This is a genomic window from Mesorhizobium sp. M1E.F.Ca.ET.063.01.1.1 (assembly GCF_003998155.1).
In the GTDB taxonomy this organism is placed as follows: Bacteria; Pseudomonadota; Alphaproteobacteria; order Rhizobiales; family Rhizobiaceae; genus Mesorhizobium.
This window is the reverse complement of record NZ_RZSC01000412.1, coordinates 1-5,292: the sequence shown is the minus strand read 5'-3', so window position 1 is coordinate 5,292 and position 5,292 is coordinate 1. Positions and strand designations below refer to the sequence as shown.

The 5,292-nt window shown below is 64.6% G+C and carries 5 protein-coding genes; 3 read left to right on the top strand and 2 right to left on the bottom strand.

Annotated elements, in window-relative coordinates; genetic code table 11:
- The first annotated feature begins 162 nt into the window (after positions 1 to 162).
- A complete protein-coding gene (gene rlmN / locus EOA29_RS24070; protein ID WP_126091155.1) occupies positions 163 to 1,398 on the top strand; it encodes a 23S rRNA (adenine(2503)-C(2))-methyltransferase RlmN in 1,236 nt (411 codons plus the stop codon).
- Positions 1,395 to 1,862: a hypothetical protein gene (locus EOA29_RS24065; protein WP_126091154.1), complete on the top strand. Its 468-nt coding sequence runs from the start codon at positions 1,395 to 1,397 to the stop codon at positions 1,860 to 1,862. The genes rlmN and EOA29_RS24065 overlap by 4 nt, the downstream gene beginning before the upstream one ends.
- Positions 1,863 to 1,875: 13 nt before the next feature.
- Here the strand turns inward: EOA29_RS24065 and EOA29_RS24060 are convergent, their stop codons facing one another.
- The gene (locus EOA29_RS24060) at positions 1,876 to 2,517 is read right to left on the bottom strand and encodes a LysE family translocator (protein WP_126091153.1); all 642 of its coding nucleotides are present in this window, start codon (positions 2,515 to 2,517) and stop codon (positions 1,876 to 1,878) included.
- Between the two features lie 346 nt (positions 2,518 to 2,863).
- Here EOA29_RS24060 and EOA29_RS24050 point away from each other — a divergent pair, with 346 nt between their 5' ends.
- The gene (locus EOA29_RS24050) at positions 2,864 to 4,084 is read left to right on the top strand and encodes an argininosuccinate synthase (RefSeq protein WP_126091151.1); all 1,221 of its coding nucleotides are present in this window, start codon (positions 2,864 to 2,866) and stop codon (positions 4,082 to 4,084) included.
- A 254-nt stretch (positions 4,085 to 4,338) separates the two neighbouring features.
- Here the strand turns inward: EOA29_RS24050 and EOA29_RS24045 are convergent, their stop codons facing one another.
- Positions 4,339 to 5,136 carry a lytic transglycosylase domain-containing protein gene (locus EOA29_RS24045; RefSeq protein ID WP_126091150.1) on the bottom strand — a complete coding sequence of 266 codons (798 nt, stop codon included), beginning with the start codon at positions 5,134 to 5,136 and terminating at the stop codon, positions 4,339 to 4,341.
- Positions 5,137 to 5,292 lie beyond the last annotated feature (156 nt).

The following is a 5,292-nucleotide window of genomic DNA, read 5'->3' as shown; positions in this document are numbered from 1 at the left end:
GCACAGGTTGCAGGCGGAGTCATGGGGCCGGGCTTTCCTTCTCCCCTTGTGGGAGAAGGAAAGCCCGGCCCCATGACTCCGCCTGCAACCTGTGCTATGCGCCTCGCTTCATTTCGGGCACGATGCTGAAATCGGCCGCAAACCGCTTATATTGGCGCAACCATGACCCTTTCATTCGATCTGACCGCCGAAGGCGCACGCGACGCCTTGCGCGCCCGCACCCCGGCGGCCGAAAAGCCGTCGCTGATCGGCCTGACCCGCGCCGAGCTTGGCGCCGCCCTCGTCGCGGCCGGCATCGTCCCTGAGCGCCAGGCCAGGATGCGCGCGCAGCAGCTCTGGCACTGGATGTATGTGCGCGGCGTCTCCGACTTCGCCCATATGTTCAACATCTCCAAGGAATTGCGCGCCGAGCTCGACAAGCATTTCACCGTCGCGCGGCCCGAGATCGTCGAGGAGCAGATCTCCGCCGACGGCACGCGCAAATGGCTGTTCCGCTTTCCGCCGCGCGGCGCCGGCAGGCCGGTCGAGATCGAGACCGTCTACATTCCCGAGGAAGGCCGCGGCACGCTCTGCATCTCCTCGCAGGTCGGCTGCACGCTGACCTGCTCCTTCTGCCACACCGGCACGCAGAAGCTGGTGCGCAATCTGACGACAGAAGAAATCCTGGCGCAGTTGCTCACCGCGCGCGACCGGCTCGGCGATTTCCCCGACCGCGACACGCCGGACGGCGCCATCGTGCCGGCCGAGGGCAGAAAGGTCTCCAACATCGTCATGATGGGCATGGGCGAGCCGCTCTACAATTTCGAGGCGGTGAAGAAGGCGCTGCTGATCGCTTCCGACGGCGACGGGCTGTCCCTGTCCAAGCGCCGCATCACGCTGTCGACCTCCGGCGTCGTGCCGGAGATCGCCCGCACCGGCGAGGAGATAGGCGTCATGCTGGCGATCTCGCTGCACGCCACCAATGACGATCTGCGCGACCTTCTGGTGCCGATCAACAAGAAGTTCCCGCTGAAGGAGCTGATCGCCGCCTGCCGCGCCTATCCCGGTCTCTCCAATGCCAAGCGCATCACCTTCGAATATGTGATGCTGAAAGACGTCAACGATTCCCTCGAAGACGCCAAGGCGCTGGTGAAGCTGCTCAAGGGCATTCCGGCCAAGATCAATTTGATCCCGTTCAACCCCTGGCCCGGCACCAACTACCAGTGCTCGGACTGGGAGACGATCGAGAAGTTCGCCGACTACATCAACAATGCCGGCTATGCCTCGCCGATCCGCACGCCGCGCGGCCGCGACATCCTCGCCGCCTGCGGCCAGTTGAAGTCGGAATCGGAGCGCATGCGCAAGGTCGACCGGCTGGCGCTCGAGGCAATGATGATTGCGGGGCACGGCGAGGCGTGAGGCGTATCATCGCCTATCTCGTCCGCTTCGCCGTCATCCTGATCGGCTATGCGGTCGCCTCGCTGGCGGCCAGCGCCTTCCTCAATCTGCTCTTCCTCGGCTATTTCGCCTATGCGCCGGAGCCCGGGCATTCGACGATCGCACCCGCGCTTTATTTTTCGGTGCCTTTCGTGGCGCTGTTCGTCGCCTATTTCGGCTTCATGCCGGCGGCGATCGTCATCCTGATCGCCGAAGTGCTCGGCCGTCGCGACTGGCTGTTCTACGCGCTGGGCGGCGCCGTCATCGCCGTCGTCTTCCTCGGCTTCGCGCACAATATCGGCGATGCCGACTTCGATGTCACCGACAACAATGTCAGGCTCGCGCTGGTCGGCAGCGGCATGGTCGGCGGCATCTTCTACTGGCTCTCCGCCGGCCGCTGGGCCGGCAGCTGGCGCCGCGAGCCGTTGCTCGATCCGGAAGCCTGAGATCGGCGCAGGCTTACTTTGCCTGCGCCGTCAGGATCTTGAGCGCGAAGGCCGAGAACACGCCGCCGAACAGATAGTCGACCACGCGCGTGACGCGGGGGCTCGCCTTCATCGCCGCCGCGAATTTCTCCGCCGCCAGCACCATCGGCGCCGTCACCGGAATCGCCAGCACGACGAACATCACGCCGAGGAAGAACAGTTTTCCCGGCGCGTTCGGGTCATGCGCGGAGACGAATTGCGGCAGGAAGGTCATGAAGAACAGGATGATCTTCGGGTTGAGCAGGTTGACGCCGAGCCCGGCCGCCCAACTGCGGAACAGCGAGATCCGCGGCCCCTCCTTCTTCTCCGGCGAAAAGGCCGAGCCCTTCGTCACCGCCTGCCAGGCCAGGAAGACGAGATAGCCGGCGCCAAAGATCTTCAGCGCGAAAAAGGCCATCGGCGAAGCCACGATCAGCGCCGAGACGCCGACCACCACCAGCGTGGTATGGATCAGCGTGCCGCACAGCGCGCCGGTCATCGAGGCGAAGCCTGTGGCGCGGCCCTGGCTCAGCGTCCGCGACACGAACAGCGTCATGTCCGGTCCGGGCGTGATCGCCAGGATGACGGTCGCGATGGCGAACTGGATCAGCGTCGTGGTGTCGGGAATGAAGGACATGGCTCGCCCCTGCGGGATGGATCGCAGACCCTATAGCGCAGCCATGTCCGTTTCGCCAGCAACTGCCGGCGTGGCGGCGGCACAATCTCCCCCCTTGAGGGGGAGATGTCGCCAAAGGCGACAGAGGGGGTCGCCGCGCGTGAAGCGCCGGCATTTTTCCGCGACGAAAACAGCGCCGGCGATCTATGTGAGACGACCCCCTCTGGCCGCTTCGCGGCCATCTCCCCCTCAAGGGGGGAGATCACGTGCTGCGATTGCCTCGCCCTGCGCCCCTTCGTCTCTTGCATGAGCCGGAAACGCCGTGATACTCGCCCCCGAAAGCTTTTTACCCGCGGAACCGCCAACAATGTCCAAGACCAAAGACGTCAAGAAAGTCGTGCTCGCCTATTCCGGCGGCCTCGACACCTCCATCATCCTGAAATGGCTGCAGACCGAGCTCGGGGCCGAAGTCGTCACCTTCACTGCCGATCTCGGCCAGGGCGGCGAGCTGGAGCCGGCGCGCCGCAAGGCCGAGATGATGGGCATCAAGGATATCCGCATCGTCGACGTGCGCGAGGAATTCGTTTCCGACTTCGTCTTCCCGATGTTCCGCGCCAATGCAGTTTACGAAGGCACCTATCTGCTCGGCACCTCGATCGCCCGGCCGCTGATTTCCAAGCATCTGGTCGAGATCGCCAGGGAGACCGGCGCCGACGCAATTGCGCACGGTGCTACCGGCAAGGGCAACGACCAGGTCCGCTTCGAGCTCTCCGCCTATGCGCTGAACCCCGACATCAAGGTCATCGCGCCGTGGCGCGACTGGTCGTTCAAGTCGCGCACCGACCTGATCAACTTCGCCGAGCAGCACCAGATCCCGGTGCCGAAGGACAAGCGCGGCGACGCGCCGTTTTCGGTCGACGCCAACCTTCTGCACTCGTCCTCCGAGGGCAAGGTGCTGGAGGATCCGTGGAGCGAGCCGCCGGAATTCGTCCACCAGCGCACCGTCTCGCCGATGGACGCGCCGGACGCCGTCACCGAAATCGAGATCGAGTTCCTCAAGGGCGATCCGATCGCGCTCAACGGCAAGAAGCTGTCGCCGGCCACCATGCTGGCGGCGCTCAACGACCTCGGCCGCGACAACGGCATCGGCCGCCTCGACCTTGTCGAGAACCGCTTCGTCGGCATGAAGTCGCGCGGCGTCTATGAAACCCCCGGCGGCACCATCCTGATCGCCGCCCACCGCGCGATCGAATCGATCACGCTCGACCGTGGCGCGGCGCATCTCAAGGACGAGTTCATGCCGCGCTACGCCGAGCTCATCTACAACGGCTTCTGGTTCTCGCCCGAGCGCGTCATGCTGCAGGCGATGATCGACAAGAGCCAGGAGGATGTCGAAGGCTCGGTGCGGCTGAAGCTTTACAAGGGCAATGTCATCGTCACCGGCCGCAAGTCGAAGAAGACGCTCTATTCCGACGCGCTGGTCACCTTCGAGGACGACCGCGGCGCCTACGACCAGAAGGACGCCGCCGGCTTCATCCGCCTCAACGCGCTCCGGCTGCGCACGCTTGCGGCAAGGAATCGCCGGTGAGGCTGGTAATCTCCCCCCTCGAGGGGAGATGGCCGGCAGGCCAGAGGGGGTCGCCTCGCACAGAACACCAACGCTTTTCGCGCGATGAGAGACGACGCTGGCGCCCCACGCGCGGCGACCCCCTCTGTCGCCTTCGGCGACATCTCCCCCTCAAGGGGGGAGATTACCGCTTTCCCGGCTTTCGCTAACTTCCTGTGTAATAAACAAAAACCCGGCGTTTCCGCCGGGTTTTTGTTGCTTGGTCGCTGCCCGTGTCAGTCGGCGTCGATCGCCTCGGCGATGCGGGCGATGGCCTGCTGGTAGACGCTTGCCGAATTCCAGCCGGCGATGGCGCCCATATTCGCCTCATAGCTCGCGCCGGCGTGCCAGCCGTGACCTTTGAGGAAATTGGCGGTGGAAGCGAGCGCGGTATTTCTGTCGCGCAGGTTCCCGCTGCCGACGCCATACTTCAGGACATTTCCGGGAAGGAACTGCGTGTGGCCGATCTCGCCATGCATGGCGCCGACCGACGAGGCGCTCAACGCGCCGCGATCGACCAGCTTGAGCGCCGCAATGGCATGCGGGGTAAAGTAATCCGGGCGGCGGCAATCATAGGCCAGCGTCAAAATGGCCGAGACCGTGTTCTGGTTGCCCATCGAGGCGCCGAAGCCGGTTTCCATGCCCCAGATGGCGAGCAGCACGCCCGGCGGCACGCCGTAGTTCTGTTCGATCTTGTCGAACATCGCCGCGTTCTGCTTCTTCAGCGCACGGCCCCTGGAAATGATCGCGGCCCCGCCCCGGCGCTTCATGAACGCTTCCACCGAACCGCTGAACGCCTTGTGGATGGCGCGGTCGGCAGCGATCGTCCTGGTTGCATAAGTCGCGCCAGCCAGCGCGGACAGGCCCCGCTGACCCACGCCCTCAGCCTGCGCTTCGGCGGCGAACTGCTGCTTCCAAGCATCGAAGCCAGCGCCGTTCTTGCCGCAACTGGCCGCCGCCTGCGCGCCCGTCGCCAGTCCAAGTGCCGCCACAGCCGCGGCCACGAAAATCCTTCCCTTGGCAAAAAATGCCATATCGTTCTCCTGGTTGCCTGAATCACGTCCCGGTTGCAAATCTGCCAGTGAAACGCCCGATTGTCACCGCCCACACGGGCTGCGTGCCGCTCGCTGCTGGCGATTGCCGGGGAATTTGCCTACGATCAAGCATTTATTATGGCGGGGGGGGTTTTT

What these genes read in the sequence shown, in the direction of transcription:
- EOA29_RS24060 (WP_126091153.1), bottom strand. Translation starts at nt 2,517, where the DNA reads ATGTCCTTCATTCCCGACACCACGACGCTGATCCAGTTCGCCATCGCG.
- rlmN (WP_126091155.1), top strand. Translation starts at nt 163, where the DNA reads ATGACCCTTTCATTCGATCTGACCGCCGAAGGCGCACGCGACGCCTTG.
- EOA29_RS24045 (WP_126091150.1), bottom strand. Translation starts at nt 5,136, where the DNA reads ATGGCATTTTTTGCCAAGGGAAGGATTTTCGTGGCCGCGGCTGTGGCG.
- EOA29_RS24050 (WP_126091151.1), top strand. Translation starts at nt 2,864, where the DNA reads ATGTCCAAGACCAAAGACGTCAAGAAAGTCGTGCTCGCCTATTCCGGC.